We start from the raw sequence: 16,222 nt of genomic DNA on the forward strand, positions 1-16,222 counted from the left end.
TCGACCTCACCGTGGGGCTGTCGGCCGACCGCGACGACGACGGGAGGCTGACCGCACTCGACGGCTCGATCGTCTACGCGCTCGACCTGTTCGACCACGACACCGCCACCCGGATCGGTGACTGGTACGTCGCCCTGCTGCGTGCCGTCGTCGACGAGCCGTCGACCGTGGTCGGCGACGTGCCCCTGGTGGATGCCGCAGGCCGCGCCCGCGTGCGGGCCTGGTCGCATGGGCTCGAGGTGGACACCGACGTCACCCTGCTTCCGGACGCGGTCGCCGCGGCGGTGGCGGCGCGGCCGAACGCGCCGGCACTGGTCGACGCGGACCGGGATCTGACCTACCGGGACTTCGGGGCGCGGGTCACCGAGCTGGCCCACGATCTCATCGCCCGTGGCGTCGGACCCGATAGTGCTGTCGCGGTGGGTATCCCGCGGTCGGTGGACATGGTGGTGGCCATCCACGCGGTGGTCGCGGCCGGTGGTCAATACGTCCCGCTCGACGTCGACGCCCCGCCGGAACGGATCATCCACATGCTGCGCACCGGCGGCGTCCGATGGGTCGTCATCGGGGCACATCACGCCGCGTCGGCCGAACTCGACGCCGCCGTGGCCGAATCGGGTTGTACCACTGTCGTGTTGGATCTCGACGCGCCGGTGACCGCCGACCGGCCCACGGTCACCGACGCCGACCGCGTGACCCCGCTGCGTGCCGAGCATGCCGCGTACACGCTGTTCACCTCGGGTTCGACCGGACGTCCCAAGGGTGTGGTGGTCTCGCATGCCGCCATCGCGAACCGACTGGCGTGGATGCAGGACGGATATCGTCTCACCTCGTCCGATGTCGTCGTGCAGAAGACGCCGGTGACGTTCGACGTGTCCGTCTGGGAACTGTTCTGGCCGTTGATGGTCGGTGCACGCCTGGTGGTGGCACGGCCGGACGGTCACCGCGATCCCGCCTATCTGGCCGGCCTGCTGCGCGAGATGCGCGTGACGACGACTCATTTCGTCCCGTCGATGTTGGCCGCGTTCACCGACGTCGTCGGTCCCGACCGATTGGCAGAGCTGACGTCGGTGCGGCGGGTGTTCACCTCCGGCGAGGCGCTGGCGCCGTCGGTCGCGGCCGCGGCGCTCGACGGACTGCCTGCCGCACGTCTGATCAACCTCTACGGCCCGACCGAGGCCGCGGTGGATGTGACCGCGCACGAGGTGCTGGCCGGTGACGCGGTGGTGCCGATCGGCCGACCGGTGTGGAACACCGCGGTCCATGTGCTCGACGCCCGTCTGCATCCGGTTCCGCCCGGGGTGGCAGGTGAGCTCTATCTGAGCGGCGTCCAGCTCGCGCGCGGCTATGCGGCACGTCCGGATCTGACCGCCGATCGCTTCGTCGCCGACCCGTTCGGACGATCGGGGCAGCGGATGTACCGCACCGGCGATGTGGTGCGTTTCGACCGGGAAGGGTCCCTGGAGTATCTGGGCCGCAGTGACTTCCAGGTGAAGCTGCGCGGTCAGCGGATCGAGCTCGGCGAGATCGAAGCTGTTCTGGTGTCCGCTCCGGGCGTCGTCCACGCGGCGGTCACCGTGGCCACCAGCGGCGACGGCGGCGAGCACCTCGTCGCCTACCTGGCTGGGTCCGGCGAGTCCGACCGCAGGCAGCCACTCGACGTCGACGAGATCGCCGCCGTGGCGGCGCGACTGCTGCCCGAGTACATGCGGCCCACCGTCTGGATGCCACTCGAGAGTGTCGAGTTGACCAGCGCAGGCAAGCTGAACCGGCGCGCACTGCCCGCGCCGAGCTTCGGCGGCGGCACCTTCGTCGCACCGAACCCGGGAACCGAACAGACCATCGCCGACATCGTCGGCGAGGTCCTCGGCCTCGAGAGCGTCTCGGCCACCGAGAGTTTCTTCGATCTCGGCGGCAACTCGCTGTCGGCGACCCGGGTGTCGGCGCGGGTGGGACGCGCCCTCGACGCGGAGGTGTCGGTCCGCGACCTCTTCGACGCGCCGACGGTTCGCGCGCTCGCCGAACGTGTCCGGCCCGGGACCGGCGCCGCGGCCCCGATCGTCGCGCGGCCACGCCCGGATGCGGTGCCGCTGTCGTTCGCGCAGCAGCGCATGTGGTTCATCAACCAATTCGACACGGCGTCTGCGGCATACAACATCCCGCTCGGTCTGCGGTTGCGGTCCGCGGACGGTTCCCCGATCGACACCGCCGCGCTGCTCGGCGCACTCGGCGACGTCGTCGCCCGGCACGAAGTGCTGCGCACCGTGTACCCGACCGTGGACGGGCGCCCGACCCAGCTCGTCCTCGACGTCGACGACGCGCTCGCCCGACTCGACTGGACGAGCACCGATGCCGCCGAGGACCTGCACACCATCCTCGACCGCGGTTTCGACGTGGGCAGCGAACTGCCGGTCCGAGGCCGCCTGCGCCGTGTGACCGACGCCGACATCGATGCCACCGATGTCGTCCTGGTCTGTCACCACATCGCCTTCGACGGTGAGTCCGCCCGAGTGCTCGCCGGTGACCTGGTGCGCGCCTACCTCGTGCGCACCGGTGCCGCCGAGCCGACAACCGGCGCCGCGCCTCTCGATGTGCAGTACGCCGACTACGCCCTCTGGCAGCACGAGGTGCTCGGCCGCAGCGACGACCCGACGTCGCCGATCGGACGACAGTTCGCCCACTGGCGCAGCGTCCTCGACGACCTGCCCGCGGTCACCGATCTACCGATGGACCGTCCGCGCCCGGCCGTGCTCGACGCCGACGGAGAACATCTGAGCGTCGACGTACCGGCCGATCTCGCTGCGGCCGTGCACCGGACGGCTGCCGAGACCGGCCTGACCGCCTTCATGGTGTGCCATGCGGCCTTGGCACTCACCGTGTCTCGTCTCGCGTCGACCCGTGACGTGGTCATCGGCACCCCGGTCGCCGGCCGCGGCCAGGCCGTTCTCGACGATCTCATCGGCATGTTCGTCAACACCCTGGTCTTGCGGTCCACGGTGGATCCGTCGTCGACCGTCGACGACTTCCTGGCCGAGATCCGTGCCGTCGACCTCGACGCCTTCGCGCATTCCGATGTCGTCTTCGAGCAACTCGTGGACGCCCTCGCGCCGGAACGGTCCTCGGCGCACGCACCGCTCACCCAGATCGCCTTCACCTACTCGGCGGCCGACCCCGCCGACCGGCAGATCTTCACCGGGGCGGGACTGCAGGTGGAGTCGCTCGACCTCGTCGAACGCGACGCCAAGTTCGACCTCACGATGGGTGTCGTCGAGGCGGGAACCGACGACGATGCCGCCATGACGGCCGAGTTCCTCTATGCCACGGCGTTGTTCGACGAATCGACGGTCCGTTCGTTCGCGGACACGTGGCTGCGGGTGCTGTCGGTGCTCACCGATGATCGCGACGCCGTCGTCGGCGACATCGACCTCCTCAGCGATGCCCAGCGTCGCGAACTCGATGCCGTACGAGCCGAACTCGTCGCCGCGGCAGCACGCTTCGACGACGCATTCGGCGGTGGACGCACCCTGCCGGAGATCCTCGCCGAGCGCACCCTGGATCCCGGACACCCCGCGCTGATCGCGGGCACCGGCGACGAGTCGTTGACCTACGCCGAGTTCGAGGCGGCCACCAACCGTCTCGCACGCGTGCTGATCGCCCACGGTGTCGGTCCCGACGTCGTTGTCGCGGTGGGCATCTCGCGGTCCCTCGAGTCGGTCATCGCCACCTGGGCGGTCGTCAAGGCGGCCGGCGTGTACCTGCCGGTCGATCCCACGTATCCGGCCGAGCGTATCCAGTACATGCTCGACGACTCCGGTGCCGAGCTGGTGGTCACGACCGCCGCCGACCGCACGGCGCTCGGTGACCGCAGCGGCGTCGACTGGCTGGTTCTCGACGAGCCGGCCCAGGCCGAGCTGACCGTAAGCGTATCGTCGGCACCGATCGCCGAGACCGAGTGGCGAGGGCCGCTGGGGCTCGACAACCTCGCGTACCTGATCTACACCTCGGGATCCACTGGTCGGCCGAAGGCGGTCGGCGTGACCCACCGCGGCCTTTCCGACCTCGTGCAGGCCCAACGAGAAGTGTCCTCGGGTTCGGCGACCCGGGTGCTGCACGTGGCGTCCCCGAGCTTCGACGCGTCACTGTTCGAGATGATCTGGGCGATCGGTTCCGGTCACACCCTGGTGATCTCGCCTGCCGAGATCTATGGCGGCGCCGAGCTCGCCGATCTGCTCGCCCGCCACCGGGTGACCGACGCGATCATCACCCCGACGGTGCTCGGCACCGTGGACCCGACCGGCCTGACGGCACTGAAACACCTCGCAACCGGCGGTGAGGCATGCCCGCCGGAGTTGGTGGCACGGTGGGCCGTCGAGCCGGGGCGAACGCTGTTCAACTTCTACGGTCCGTCGGAGACCACCATCTGGGCCACTGCCGCCCGGTCGCTGCCCGACCGACCGGTGACCATCGGTCGACCGATCCGCGGATTCACCGCCTACGTGCTCGACGACCGGCTCAACCCGGTGCCGCACGGTGTGGTCGGTGAGCTGTATCTCGCTGCCGACGGTCTCGCCCGCGGCTACCTCGGTCGCGCAGGTCTGACCGCCACCCGGTTCGTCGCCGACCCGCTCGGTGCGGCGGGGTCGCGGCTCTACGCCACCGGTGACCTGGTCCGCCGCAACGCCGTCGGTGACATCGAGTTCGCCGGGCGCGCCGACCATCAGGTGAAGATCAACGGTCAGCGCGTGGAACTCGGTGAGATCGACGCCGTCCTCGGCGCACTGCCGGAGGTGTCGGCGGCGGTCACGCTCGGCGTTGCCGACAGCACCGGACGGACCCGGCTGGCCTCGTATCTGGTGGGTGTCGGCGAGATCGCGCCCGACCTGGCCGTGGTGAGCCGTGCCGCGGCCGACCAACTGGCCGCGCACATGGTACCCGCACAGTTCCTGGTGCTCGACTCGCTGCCGTTGACCCCCGCGGGCAAGCTCGACCGCACCGCGCTGCCGGCGCCGGACTTCGTGACCGACACCGAGTTCACCCCGCCGTCCACCGACGCCGAACGGCATCTGGCCGCGATCGTCGCGGGCCTGCTCGGCGTGGAGCGCGTGGGTGCCGACGACTCGTTCTTCTCCCTCGGCGGCGACAGCATCATGTCGATCCAGCTCGCCTCGGCGGCGAAGTCGGCCGGACTGGGACTCACACCGCGGGACATCTTCGAACACAAGACCATTCGCGCGATGGCCGCTGCCGCGGGTGCGGTCGGCGGCGCGCTGGAGCCGTTGCCCGAGCTGCCCGGCGGTGCCACCGGGGAACTGGCGCTCACGCCCATCGTGGCGTGGATGCTCGACCGATCCGCGCGCCCGGAGGACTTCGCCGATTTCTCCCAGGCCAACCTGTTGACCCTCCCGGTCGGCCTCACCCGCGTCGACCTGACCCGGATGCTCGACGCGTTGCTCGCCGCCCATCCGATGATGTCGGCCCGCCTGCGCGATGTCGACGGGACCTGGACCTTCGAGGCCGGACATCCGGTCGCCGCCGACGAACTGGTGCGCTTCGACCAGGTGCCCGCCGAGGCGGGTACCCCGGAGTTCGCGCGAGCCGTCGAGGCCGCACACGCGCGGGCGCTGACCGAACTCGACCCTGCCACCGGCCATCTCGTCCGCGCCGTGGTGCTCGTCCCCGGCAGCGGTGGCGATGCACCACCGCCGACGGTGGCGGTTGCCGGTGCCCGCCTGCTGATCGTCGTGCACCACATCGCGGTGGATGCGGTCTCGTGGTCCACCATCGTGGTGGACCTGGCCACCATGTGGTCGCAGCTGTCCGCCGAACAGGAACCGATGCCGCAGCCGGAGGGCACCTCGATGCGCCGGTGGGCGCAGGCACTGCTCGACGAGGCCGCCGACCGCACAGACGAATTGCCGTACTGGCTCGACCGTGTCCCCGCGCACACTTGGCTGGGCACCCGCGGCGCCGACGCAGGCGACGACACAGGGCGCGACAACACGGGGCGCGACAACGGTTCGGTGAGCGAGGTCGTCGACCCGGCGGTCACCGAGGCGGTCCTCACCGCGGTGCCGGAAGCGTTCCGGGCAGGCACCCAAGACGTTCTGCTGGCCGCGCTGGCGAGAGCCCTGCACGGATGGTCGGTGGCACAGGGTGCCGACGCCGACGACCCGGTCGTCATCGGCCTCGAAGGTCACGGGCGCCGTGCCGAGATCGTCGAGCGTGGCGACCATCCGCATCACGCCGACCTCAACCGGACCGTGGGCTGGTTCACCACCCTGTCACCGATACGAATCTCGGTGGGCGACGACCACGACGGGTTGCGCACCGTCAAGGCGGTCAAGGAAGAACTCGTCCGGCGACCCGACCACGGCATCGGGTTCGGTCTGCTGCGCCACCTCACCGACGCGGCCGGTCGGCTGACCGATCGCGAGCAGGCCGATCTGGCCGAACTGCGTCGACGTCCGTTGCCCGCCGTCGGATTCAACTACTTCGGTGCGGTCGCCGCCGACGCGCACCGCAGCACGGAGGCCACCGACACCGCGGACTCCGGCTTCTGGCCCGGTGGCGACGATGTCACACTCCCGTCGAGCCTCGAGGGCGCGATGGGGTCGCCCAACGCGCTGTCGGTCGACGTGCGCACCACGGTGGTCGACGGCCGACGCCGACTACATGCCGACTTCGCTTACGACGGCGCCGCTTTCACCGCCGGCGAGGTCACCGACATCGCCGGACGATGGCAGCGCGAACTGGGGGAGATCGTCGCGGCGACCGCGGCGGTCGGCGATCCCGGGCCGTCGCCGTCGGACCTGATCGGCGGCACACTCGACCAAGGCGAGATCGACGATCTGCGCGACCGGTATCCGGGCGCCGACATCTGGCCGCTCACGCCGCTCCAGCAGGGCCTCGTGTTCCAGGCCGAACTCGGCAGCAGCCGCGACGACACCGGCGCACGGAGTCAGGTCGACGTGTACGTCACCCAGGCGGTCATCGACCTGGCCGGAGAACTCGACGTGGACCGGATGCAGCGCGCGGCTGCGACGCTTCTCGACCACCACCGCGTGTTGCGGTCGGGCTACGCACGGACGTCCACCGGTGCCGCCGTCGCCGTCATCCCGCCACGCGTGCAACCGGATTGGACGACGATCGACCTCCGTGATCTCGACGCCGCCGGCGCCACCGACCTCGGCACCACCGGGGCCGCACGCGAGCGACTGGACGCCATCGTCGCCGACCAGATGCGCCAACCGTTCGATCTGGCGACACCCGGCCTGATCCGTTTCGCCCTGGTGCTCCTGCCCGATGTGGGCCAGGGTCCGGAAGCGAGCCTGGTGGTCACCACCCATCACCTGCTGGTGGACGGCTGGTCGAGTCCACTGGTGATCGGCGACCTGTTCGCCACCTATGTCGGCGGGGCGCCGATGACCTCGGTCGCCGACGGTGATTTCGGAACCTTCCTGCAATGGCTGGTCGACCGCGACGAGGACGAGGCCCGCGCGGTGTGGGCCGAGACACTCGCGCCGCTCGACGGACCCACACTGGTCGCACCCGGTCGTGTGGCGACCGACGAGGCGCGGCCCACCGACCGCGACATCCCGATCGACCCGGAACTCGGTGCTGCCATCGGTCGTGCGGCGCGGCGCGTCGGTGTCACCACCGCAACCCTGCTCCAATTCGGTTGGGCGGTACTGCTGTCGCGGTTGACCGGTGAGCGCACCGTCACCTTCGGCGAGACGGTGTCGGGACGTCCGGCGGGGATCGCCGGGGTCGATGCCATGGTGGGCCTGTTCATCAACACGTTGCCGGTGGTGGTGACGCTCGAACCGCAGCAGAGCGTCGACGACGCGTTGCGCGCACTGCAGGACACCAAGACCCGGTTGCTCGATCATCAGCACTCCGGCCTCGCCGACATCGCCGCGAGCGCCGGGCAGCACACCTTGTTCGACACCCTGACGGTGTACGAGTCCTACCCGGTCGACGCCGACTCCATCGCCGAGGCGGGCGAGACCGACGATCTGCGGATCACCGGTGTGCGCACGGGGGACGCCACGCACTATCCGCTCAACCTGATCGCCGCACCTGCGCGCGAGGCCGGTGCCGAGATCTCCCTGCACCTGAAGTACCTTCCGGATGCGTTCTCGGAGAACCAGATCGACGATCTCGCCGCCGCGTTCCGGCAGATCCTGTCGGCGCTCACCACCGACGAATCCGTGCACATCGGCGACATCGACCTGCTCGCGCCGGAGTCTCGGGAGGTCGTCGACCGGTGGAGTACCGGCCCGCAGATCGCCCCGGCCACCGACCTCGTCGGCACCGCCCTGTCCGCGCAGGCCGCACGCACACCGCACGCGGTCGCGATCGTCGACGGCGACCGGTCCCTCGACTACGCGGAGTTCTCCGGGGCCGTGAACGCAGTGGCACGCACACTGATCGGCCGCGGGGTGGGCCCCGACGTCGCGGTCGGCGTCTGCGTGCCCCGCTCGGTCGAGATGCTCGTCGCGGTGCACGCGGTCGTCGTCGCCGGTGGACAGTATGTGCCGATCGACACCGCGGCCCCCGCCGAGCGGGTGCGGTACATGCTCGAGACTTCCGGCGCCGGAATCGTTCTCGTCGGTGTGGACGGACCCCCGACGTCGATCGTCGACGCGAACGTGGCGACGATCGTGGTGGATGCACGCACACGTGCCCACGTCGCGGCCCCGATCACCGACGCCGACCGGATCGCGCCGCTGCATCTCGACCACGCCGCCTACACGATCTTCACCTCCGGTTCGACCGGTCGCCCCAAGGGCGTCACCGTCAGCCACCGCTCGGTCGCCAACCGATTGCGCTGGGGACTGGACACCTTCGGCCCGCACGCCGGGGACACCACCATCCTCAAGACGCCCTACACCTTCGACGTCTCCGTCCCGGAACTGTTCGCGCCCTTCATGGTCGGAGCCCGTGTGGCGGTCGCGCGCCCCGGCGGGCACGCCGACCCGGCATACCTCGCCGAGCTGATCGCCACGACCGGGATCTGCGCCGTCGACTTCGTCCCGTCGATGCTCGCCGCGTTCCTCGACGTGGTCGACGACGAACAGATCGCTGCGATGACCGCCCTGCGGCGGGTGTACATCGCCGGTGAGGCGCTACCGCCCGCACTGGCCGCTGCCGCGGCGCGGCGTCTACCGCAGGCGTCGCTGCACAATCTGTACGGGCCCACCGAGGCCGCCGTCGAGGTCTCCGCGCACACGGTCGACGACGCGGACGGCAGCGCTGCGGTGGTGCCCATCGGTGCGCCGATCGCCAACACCACGCTGTGGGTGCTCGACGAGCGGCTGCGCCCGGTTGCGCCCGGCATCGCCGGTGAGTTGTACCTCGGTGGCGTCCAGATCGCGCGCGGCTACGCCGCCCGACCGGATCTGAGCGCCGAGCGATTCGTCGCCGACCCGTTCGGCACCCCCGGCGGTCGGCTGTACCGCACCGGCGACCTCGTGCGGTGGAAGAACGTCGGAACCGGCCCCGACGCACCCTCCGGTGAGCTGGAATACCTGGGCCGCACCGATTTCCAGGTGAAACTGCGCGGCCAGCGCATCGAGCTCGGGGAGATCGAGTCGGTGCTGTCGGCGGCACCCGGGGTCGTCCACGCCGCCGCCACCGTCGCGACCACACCGACCGGCGCCGAGCACCTGGTCGCGTACCTGGCGGCCGGCCCGGGGGACAGCCTGATCCTCGACGACGTGCGGTCCGCGGTGGCCGGCGCACTGCCCGAGTACATGCGCCCGACCGTGTGGACGGTGCTCGACGAGGTCCCGCTCGGCAGCACCGGCAAGCTGGATCGACGTGCACTGCCCGCGCCGGACTTCGCCGGCGGTGAACATGTGGCGCCGTCCACCCCGACCGAGGTGACCATCGCCGACATCTTCGCCGAGGTTCTCGGCGTCGAGGCGGTGTCGGTCACCGACAGCTTCTTCGATCTGGGCGGTAACTCGTTGTCGGCGACCCGGGTGACGGCGCGGGTCGGCACGGCACTCGGCGCCGACGTGGGAGTGCGGGAACTCTTCGAGGCGCCCACCGTCCGGGATCTCGCACGGCGCGTCGGGGCCGACGGCACCCACGCGGTAGCCCCGTTGATCGCCGTGCCGCGACCCACCATCATCCCGTTGTCCCATGCGCAGCAGCGCATGTGGTTCATCAACCGGTTCGACCCGGCGTCGGCGGCCTACAACATCCGGTTGGCCGTCCGGCTGTCCGGTGCGCTCGACGTCGACGCCCTGCGTGCGGCGTTCGGTGATGTCGTCGAGCGCCAGGAGATCCTGCGCACCCGCTACCCGGAGAGCGGTGGGGTGCCACACCAGGAGATCCTCGACGCCGACACGGCCCGCGCCCGACTCGATTGGGCCGTCGTCGACGATCTCGCCACGCTGACCGATGCGGTGGACACCGGTTTCGACGTGACCGCGGCGCCGCCGCTGCGGGTGCGTCTGGTCGCCGAGGGCTCCGACGCCCACATCCTGGTCGTCGTCGTGCATCACATCTCCGGGGACGGCGAATCGTTCGGGCCGCTGATCAGCGACCTCGCGGTGGCCTATGCGGCGCGGCGACGCGGTGCGACGCCCGACTTCACGCCGTTGCCGGTGCAGTTCGCCGACGTCGCCCTGTGGCAACAGCGCGTCCTCGGTTCGGCCGACGACGCCGAGTCGATCCTCGGCTCGCAACTGGGCCACTGGATGGACACCCTGGCGAACCTCCCGGACGTGTTACGTCTGCCCACCGACCGGCCCCGGCCCGCGGTCGCGTCGATGCGCGGTGCCCGGCACGAGTTCGAGCTCCCCGCCGAGCTGACCGGCGCACTCACCGAACATGCTGCAGCACATGGGGTCACGCCGTTCATGGTGGTGCACGCCGCGCTCGCCGCACTGCTGGCGCGGCTGTCGGGTACCGACGACATCGCCATCGGTGCCCCGGTCGCCGGGCGCGGACGGGCCGAGGTGGATCCGCTCGTCGGCATGTTCGTGAACACCCTGGTGCTACGGACGCGAGTGGACGGTGCGGACGGATTCGACGACCTGCTGCGTCACGTGCGGGCCACCGACCTCGACGCGTTCGGCAATGCCGACGTGCCCTTCGAGCAGCTCGTGGAACGACTCGACCCGGTCCGCTCCGAAGCGTTCGCCCCCTTGACCCAGGTGTGGTTGAACCTGGCGAGCTCTGTGTCGGGCGCAACGGAATTGGGCGGGCTCACCGTCGAGCCGGTCGCCGACCGCGGTGACCCGATCGCACGTGTCGACCTCAGCTTCGACTTCGCGGCGCCGTCCACCGGAGCGCAGCCGTGGCCGGTCACCATCACCTACGCCACCGATCTCTTCGACGACGACCGCGTTGCCGGTGTCGCCGACGCGTTCGTCGGTCTCCTCGCCGCACTGCTCGACGACCCGTCGGCGCCGATCGGCGATGTCGACGTGTTCGCCGGCGACGTTGCGCCGGTGCAGGAGTGGTCGACCGGTGCTCGGGTGACCGTCGACCCGGCATTGCTGCCGGATCGGGTGGGCACACAGATCGTCGCGACGCCGGACGCGGTCGCGCTGGAATCCGGCGCGCGATCGGTGACCTACCGGGAGTTCGGCGCCCGCGTCGCGACCCTCGCCCGAGAACTCATCGCCGCAGGGGTCGGCCCGGACGTCGCCGTCGGCGTGTGCCTGCCGAGATCGATCGAACTGCTCGTCGCCGTCCACGCGGTGGTCGCCGCCGGTGGTCATTACGTGCCGATCGACCCGGACGCGCCCGCCGATCGCGTTGCGTACATCCTCGACACCGCCACGGCGACCACGGTGCTCGTCGGCACCGGTCCGGTCCCCGACGCGGTCGCCGACCGGGCGCAGGTGGTCGTCGATGCGTCGTCGACGGTCCACGAGACGGTGTCGTCGGTGACCGACGCCGAACGGGTCGCGCCGCTGCGCGAGGGCCACCCGGCGTACACGTTGTTCACCTCGGGCTCCACCGGTCGCCCCAAGGGAGTGGTGGTGACCCATGCCGCCATCCGCAATCGTCTGGCCTGGATGCAGGAGCAGTATCGGCTCGACGCCGACGACACGGTGGTCCAGAAGACCCCGGCCACGTTCGACGTCTCGGTGTGGGAGTTGTTCTGGCCGTTGATCGTCGGGGCGCGTCTGGTGATCGCCGAGCCGGACGGGCACCGGGATCCGCGGTACCTGGCGGCGCTGTTGCGTGATGCGCAGGTGACCACCGCGCACTTCGTCCCGTCGATGCTGTCGACGTTCACCGAGGTCATCGGTTCCGACGAGCTGGCCGGACTCACCACGATGCGTCAGCTGTTCACCTCGGGTGAGGCACTGACCCCGACGGTCGCCCGGACCGTACTGGAAACTCTGCCCGGTGTGGCCCTGCACAACCTGTACGGACCGACCGAGGCGGCCGTCGACGTGACCGCCCACGAGGTGCGCCTCGGCGACGAGGTGGTGCCGATCGGTCGGCCGGTGTGCAACACCGTCACCCGGGTGCTCGACGCCCGACTGCATCCGGTTCCGGCCGGGGTGCCCGGCGAGCTCTACCTGGGTGGCGTACAGCTCGCCCGCGGGTATGCGGCCCGCACCGACCTCACCGCCGACCGCTTCGTCGCCGACCCGCTGGGCGCACCCGGCGAGCGTCTGTACCGGACCGGCGACCTGGTGCGTTTCACCGATTCCGGCGATCTGGAATACCTGGGGCGCACCGACTTCCAGGTGAAGCTGCGAGGGCAGCGGATCGAACTCGGCGAGATCGAGGCCGCAGTCGCCGCGGCCGAGGGAGTGTTGCACGCGGCTGCCACCGTGGTGGCCGGTCCGGACGGCGGCGATCATCTCGTCGCCTACGTTGCCGCCGCACCGGACGTCGACCTCGATGTCGAGACCGTGAAAGCCGCAGCGGCGCGCTCACTTCCCGAGTACATGCGGCCGTCGGTGTGGATGGTCCTCGACGACATGCCGTTGAGCTCCGCGGGCAAGATCGACCGCCGCGCACTCCCGCAGCCCGAGTTCACCGCCGGTGACTACGTGGCACCGGACACCGACACCGAACACGTCGTGGCGACGGTGTTCGCCGCCGTTCTCGGGCTCGACCGGATCTCGGTCACCGACAGCTTCTTCGAACTCGGCGGCAACTCGTTGTCGGCAACCCGTGTGACCGCCCGGGTCGCCGAGACACTCGGCGTCGACGTCACGGTCCGCGCCCTGTTCGACGCGCCGACCGTGCGGGGGCTCGCCGCCGTCCTCGCCGGCGCCGACGGCACCGGAATGGCGATGACCCCGCCCGGCCCGCAGCCCCGGCCCGACCGGATCCCGCTGTCGTTCGCGCAGCAGCGGATGTGGTTCATCAACCAGTTCGATCCGGCATCGCCCGCCTACAACATCCCGGTGGTGCTGCGCCTGCGCGGTGACGTCGACCTGTCCGCACTGCACGCCGCGGTGACCGATCTCGTCGCCCGGCACGAGGTGTTGCGCACCGTCTACCCGGCCGACGAACACGGCACTCCCCATCAGGTGGTCCGCGACGACGTCGAGATCGATTGGGCGGTGACCGATGTGGAGGCCGCCGAGGAGATCCTGCACCGCGGTTTCGACGTCGCCGACGAGCTTCCCATCCGGATCCGGGTGGCCGAGACCGGTACACCCGACGCGGCCGAACACCTGCTGGTGATGGTCATCCATCACATCGCATCCGACGGCGAATCGGCACCTGTCGTCGCCCGCGATCTCGTGCTTGCCTATCAGGCGCGCACCGGGGGAGAGCAGCTCGAGCAGACGGCGTTGCCCTTCCAGTACGCCGACCACGCGATCTGGCAACGTGCCCGGCTCGGCGATCCCGGTGACCCGGAATCCCCGGTGGCCGAACAGATCCGGCACTGGACCACGGTTCTCGACGGCATCCCCGATGTCCTCGACCTGCCGACCGACCGTCGACGACCGGACGTCCCCAGTCGCCGCGGCGCCGAGGTCACCTTCACCGTCTCCGCCGAGCTGCGGGCCGCGGTGGCCGCGACCGCCCGAGCCCATGACGTGACACCGTTCATGGTGATGCATGCGGCGCTGGCGGCATTGTTGGCCCGCTTGTCGGGGACCACCGACATCGTCGTCGCCACCGCCGTCGCCGGCCGCGGATCGCAGTCTCTCGACGACCTCGTCGGCATGTTCGTCAACACGCTCGCGCTGCGCACCCGTGTCGATCCGGCAGCAGACGTCGAGGCGCTGCTCGCCGAGGTCCGTCACGCCGACCTCGACGCGTTCGGTCATGCCGACGCCCCCTTCGAACAGGTCGTCGAGGCCCTCGACCCGGTGCGGTCGCAGTCGTTCGAGCCCGTCGCGCAGACCATGCTCGTCTTCGAACAGGCCGAACCCACCGCCTCGCCGGTGGAGATCGACGGTCTCGTCGTCGAGGCGCAATCGTCCACGTCGGAAGCCGCGAAGTTCGATCTCAGTGTGGGTGTGCGCGATTCGGGGACCGACATGGTCGGCCGTATCGCCTACGCCACCGACCTGTTCGACGCGGCGACCGTGACGCGGATCGCCGACGCACTGGTGCGCGCCCTGACCGTGATCGCCGCAGGCGACCCGACCGCGGTCGGCGACATCGCGTTGCTCGACGCCGACGAGGTCACCACCGTGACGCGCCTCGGCGACGGCGGTCACGCCGAGTGGCCGATCGCGACGCTGCCGGACCAGATGTTCGCCACTGCGGCAGCCCATCCCGACCTCGTGGCCATCGAGACCACCGATCGCTCGCTGACCTACCGCGAATGGGCCGCGCGGGTCACGTCGACCGCGCGCACCCTGATCGGGCTGGGGGTCGGCCCGGACATCGCGGTCGCCGTGTGCCTACCCAGGTCGGTGGAGATGATCGTGGCCGTCCACGCCGTCGTCTGCGCAGGCGGTCGCGTCGTGCCGATCGAACCCGACCTGCCTGCCGATCGCATCGCCTACCTCGTGTCGAGCGCCGGCGCGCAGATCGCGCTCAGCGCCGACCAGGTCACCGGTCTACCCGAGTACGTGGAACGTCTCATCATCGACCTGTCGGAGGCAGTGGCGCCGGACACCGGATTCGCACCGATCACCGACGACGAACGCACCGCGCCGCTTCACCCCGAACACGGCGCGTACACGCTGTTCACATCCGGATCGACCGGCCGTCCCAAGGGTGTCACCGTGTCGCACCGCGCGGTGCGCAACCGCATCATGGTCGACGCCGACACCTTCGGCGTCGGCGTGGGAGACGGTGTGTTGCACAAGACCCCGGTCTCCTTCGACGCATCCATCCGCGAACTGTTCCTGCCGCCGGTCACCGGCGCGCGCATGGTGGTGGCCGACGACGGCGGACATCGCGAACCCCGACACATCGCCGACCTCGTCGCCCGGCACCGTGTCAGCCTCGTCCACTTCGTGCCGTCGATGCTCGCCGCATTCCTCGACGCGCTCGACGACGCCGCCGCTCTCGGCAGCATCCGCCACGTGCTCACCGGAGGCGAGGCACTCGCGCCCGACCTCGCGCAGCGCACCCTCGAGGCGTTGCCGTCGGCCCGGCTGCACAACCAGTACGGACCCACCGAGACGACCGTCATCGTCACCCGTCACGAGGTGCTCCCGGGTGAGCAGAGCGTGCCCATCGGCCGTCCGGTCGCCAACACGATCGCCCTCGTCCTCGACGATCGACTGCATCCCGTGCCCACCGGTGTGCCCGGTGAGCTCTATCTCGGTGGGGCACAACTGGCCCGTGGCTATCAGTCCCGAGCCGACCTGACCGCGGAGCGGTTCGTCGCGGGACCGTCCGGTGCCCGTCTCTACCGGACCGGTGACCGGGTTCGGTGGAGCCACGGCGGTGAACTGGAGTACCTGGGCCGCAACGACTTCCAGGTGAAGCTGCGCGGACAGCGCCTCGAGCTCGGTGAGATCGAGGCGGTACTCGGATCGGCGCCGGATGTGCGCCACGCCGCCGCGGCGGTCGCGACCGCGCCGGGCGGAGGACGCCACCTGGTCGGCTACCTCGCCGGAACCGCCGACGACGCTGCGGCCGAATCCATCGCCGCCGCAGCACTTCCCGAGTACATGCGGCCCACTCTGTGGGTCGTGCTCGACGAGATGCCGCTCACCGCAGCAGGCAAGATCGACCGGCGCGCGCTGCCGGCGCCGAGATTCGGCACCCCGGAAACCGGTCACGTCGAACCGGAGACCGAGACCGAGCACCGGATCGCAGC

1 protein-coding gene (cut by both window edges) is annotated in these 16,222 nt (G+C 70.4%); it reads left to right on the forward strand.

Every position in this 16,222-nt window falls within one protein-coding gene, locus AAFP35_RS05765, for a non-ribosomal peptide synthase/polyketide synthase (RefSeq protein ID WP_419220599.1), read on the forward strand. The gene is 53,697 nt long; 22,150 of those nucleotides lie to the left of the window and 15,325 to its right, leaving coding positions 22,151-38,372 in view, spanning codon 7,384 (partial) through codon 12,791 (partial); the first codon wholly inside the window starts at position 3. Both the start codon and the stop codon lie outside the window.

It is taken from the genome of Gordonia sp. CPCC 206044 (assembly GCF_048537895.1).
Taxonomy (GTDB): Bacteria; Actinomycetota; Actinomycetes; order Mycobacteriales; family Mycobacteriaceae; genus Gordonia.